Origin of the sequence: Pseudomonas edaphica (assembly GCF_005863185.1) — a bacterium.
GTDB lineage: Bacteria > Pseudomonadota > Gammaproteobacteria > Pseudomonadales > Pseudomonadaceae > Aquipseudomonas > Aquipseudomonas edaphica.
In genome coordinates this window covers 1-2911 of record NZ_VBVZ01000713.1, presented here as the reverse complement: position 1 = coordinate 2911, position 2911 = coordinate 1, and the positions used below count along the sequence as shown (strand labels likewise).

The 2911-nt window shown below is 60.9% G+C and carries 4 protein-coding genes; all 4 read left to right on the top strand.

The window, feature by feature from the left end; genetic code table 11:
• Positions 1 to 474, top strand: a 474-nt coding sequence (locus tag FEM54_RS29405; protein WP_240792823.1) for a LysR substrate-binding domain-containing protein, incomplete at its 5' end; no start/stop codon positions are given.
• Between the two features lie 284 nt (positions 475 to 758).
• Positions 759 to 1577, top strand: a complete 819-nt coding sequence (locus FEM54_RS29395; RefSeq protein ID WP_138453941.1) for an energy transducer TonB — start codon at positions 759 to 761, stop codon at positions 1575 to 1577.
• A gap of 51 nt (positions 1578 to 1628) precedes the next feature.
• Positions 1629 to 2351, top strand: a complete 723-nt coding sequence (locus FEM54_RS29390; protein WP_085985974.1) for a MotA/TolQ/ExbB proton channel family protein — start codon at positions 1629 to 1631, stop codon at positions 2349 to 2351.
• A gap of 1 nt (position 2352) precedes the next feature.
• Positions 2353 to 2754: an ExbD/TolR family protein gene (locus FEM54_RS29385; protein WP_138453940.1), complete on the top strand. Its 402-nt coding sequence runs from the start codon at positions 2353 to 2355 to the stop codon at positions 2752 to 2754.
• Positions 2755 to 2911 lie beyond the last annotated feature (157 nt).

Here is a 2911-nt window from a genome sequence, read left to right as displayed (position 1 = left end):
CTCGGTCCGGAACTGCAGCGGCAATACCGCGCCGGTGAGTTCGACGTGTTGCTGGTCAAGCAGATGGGCGACAGCGATGACTGCCTGGCCTCGTGGCCGGAACCGCTGTGTTGGGTAGACAGCCGCAGCATGCCGTCGATTGGGCGCGACCCGCTGCCCTTGGTGGCGTTTCCGGTGGGCGGCTTGTACCGCAATGAAATGCTTCACCACCTGGAAGTCGGCGGTTGGCGTTGGCGCATCGGCTATTCCAGCGCCAGCCTAGCCAGTGTGTGCTCGGCGGTGGCGGCGGGGTTGGGCATCAGCCTGTTGCCGCGACGGGTGGTGCAGCCTGGGCATGTGGTGCTCGGCGATGACAGTGGTTTGCCGATGGTGCAGGGCGTGCGCCTGGCGCTGTATGGCCGCAGTGGCCTGGGGGCAGCGGGGCAAACGTTGCAGCGGCAATTGCTCGATTTATGCGCCAACAATCCATCTTGAAGCGTTCGACGAATGTTTTTTTGTGGCGAGCGGGCTTGCCACAATCCATGCGTTTACTGAATATTTTTTATGCCTCTAAAGCATTGAAAAACAACCCCTTCGCCACAGGCCACGGCCAACGTGGCTTTGGCGTTTCAGGGTGTTTCGTTTATTCAATTTAGATCTATGTATAACTTTAAAGATTACTTTAAGAGATAAGCGTCTAACCCCGATGATTCAGCCCTCGACGGCCGCTTTGGCAGGCCTGTCGGTTTTTTGGTTTGAAAACCGTAGGGAGTGAATCAATGGGCAATGTCCAGACCGCCGCCAGTGCGCCCGAGGCGCAGTGGCGCCAGGCACCGGGTGGTGAGTTGGTCGACCTTGGCCGGCCGCACCGCGCGCCGTTGGGGCAATTGCGTTTGCAGAAAACCCCGAAGCGTTTTTCGAGTCGTCGTGAAGGGATTCTGCTGGGGTTGCTGGTGTTGGCCCTGCACGGTGCGGTGATTTATTGGGTGAGCCAGAAGCCCACGCCGGTGTTGCCGATTGTGCCGCCGGAAATCCCGCCGATGACCATCGAATTTTCCCAACCCGCGCCGCCGGTGGTGGAGCCGCCTGCGCCTGTACCGCCGCCACCGCCACCGCCTGTGGTCGAGCCACCACCGCCGGTAGTCGATGAGTTGGCCGCCAAACCAGCGCCGCCCAAACCTGTTCCAAAACCCAAGCCGAAGCCGGTGCCAAAACCTGAACCCAAACCTGTGCCAAAAGCGGTCGAGCAACCGCCTGCGCCACCGAAACCTGCGCCTCCAGCGCCAGCAGCGCCACCGGCACCTTCACCTGCGCCGGTGACACCTGCTTCGGCCAACGCCGCGTACTTGAAGAACCCGGCGCCGGAGTACCCGTCACTGGCTCAGCGCCGTGGTTGGGAAGGCACCGTGCTGTTGCGCGTGCATGTGTTGGCCAGCGGCAAGCCGGGTGAGGTCCAGGTCCAGAAAAGCAGCGGTCGCCAGCAACTCGACGACGCCGCACTGGCCGCCGTGAAACGTTGGAGTTTCGTGCCGGCCAAGCAGGGCGATGTGGCCCAGGACGGCTGGGTCAGCGTTCCGATCGATTTCAAGATTCACTAACGATTCGGCAGCGGTGTGTTGGACACGCCGCCACCTGCACAGAGGGAAAACATCATGGCATTAGCATCTCCACTTGAATCCATCGAAAGCGCGGTAATCTGGCTGCTGGTGGTCTTTTCGGTCGCCACCTGGGGCCTGGCGTTATTGAAGGGCGTGCAGTTCGGGCGCCTCAAGGCGCAGGATCGCAAGTTTCACAAACAGTTCTGGGCGGCGTCGAGTCTCGATTCCGCCGCTGAGCTGACCGAGACCCAGCCCGGCGCCGCAGCCCGTGTAGCCCAGGCCGGTTATGCCGCGATCCAGGTCGGTGATGCCCCGCACGCAGCAGACTTGAGCCAGGCCATCAATCACCAGGACCGCCTTGAACGTGCCCTGCGCCAGCAGATCGTGCGTGAGCGCCGCTCTTTGGAAACCGGCCTGGCCGTGGTCGCCAGTATTGGCAGCACCTCGCCGTTTATCGGCCTGTTCGGCACCGTGTGGGGCATCATGGAAGCCCTCAAAGGCATCAGCGCTGCCGGCTCGGCCAGCCTGGAAACCGTCGCAGGTCCAATTGGTGCGGCATTGGTCGCTACCGGTGTGGGTATCGCGGTCGCGGTGCCGGCGGTGCTGGTCTACAACTACTTCCTGCGTCGCCTCAAGCTCACGGCAGCGGACCTGGATGACTTCGCCCACGACTTCTACAGCCTGGCGCAGAAGAATTCCTTCCGCGTGCTGCTGCACCCTACGCTGACCAAAAGCGCGGCAGGCACCGCGCAAAAAGTGAAGGAGGCGTCCTGAAATGGCCTTCTCCACGCAAGACAGTGATGAGGTGCTGAGCGAGATCAACGTCACACCGCTGGTGGACGTGATGCTGGTGCTGCTGGTGGTGTTTATCGTCACCGCGCCGTTATTGACCAATTCGATCCCGATCAACCTGCCCAAGACCCAGGCCGTAGCCCCGGTGGAGCAGAAAGACCCGCTGGTGGTCAGCATCGACGGCGTCGGCAAATTGTTTATCAACAAGGACGAAATCCAGCCTGACCTGCTTGAGTTCAACCTGCAGGCGGCCAAGGCCAAGGACCCGCAAGTGCGGGTGCAACTGCAGGCCGATGATGGTGTGAATTACGGCGAAGTGGCGCGAGCCATGGCGTCTATCGAGCGCGCAGGCATCACCAAGCTGTCGGTGATTACTGCACGTTAAGTTTCAAAAGCCTCGACAATTTTTTGGCCGTCTCCTTGGCAGGGTGCGGCCTTTTTTTTGCCTGGTATTTACCTGATTTCCACTGTGCAACCCGGTCCATGTGGGAGCTGGCTTGCCTGCGATAGCGGTCTCTCAGTTACAGATGTATCGACTGACC

What these genes read in the sequence shown, in the direction of transcription:
- FEM54_RS29385 (WP_138453940.1), top strand. Translation starts at nt 2,353, where the DNA reads ATGGCCTTCTCCACGCAAGACAGTGATGAGGTGCTGAGCGAGATCAAC.
- FEM54_RS29395 (WP_138453941.1), top strand. Translation starts at nt 759, where the DNA reads ATGGGCAATGTCCAGACCGCCGCCAGTGCGCCCGAGGCGCAGTGGCGC.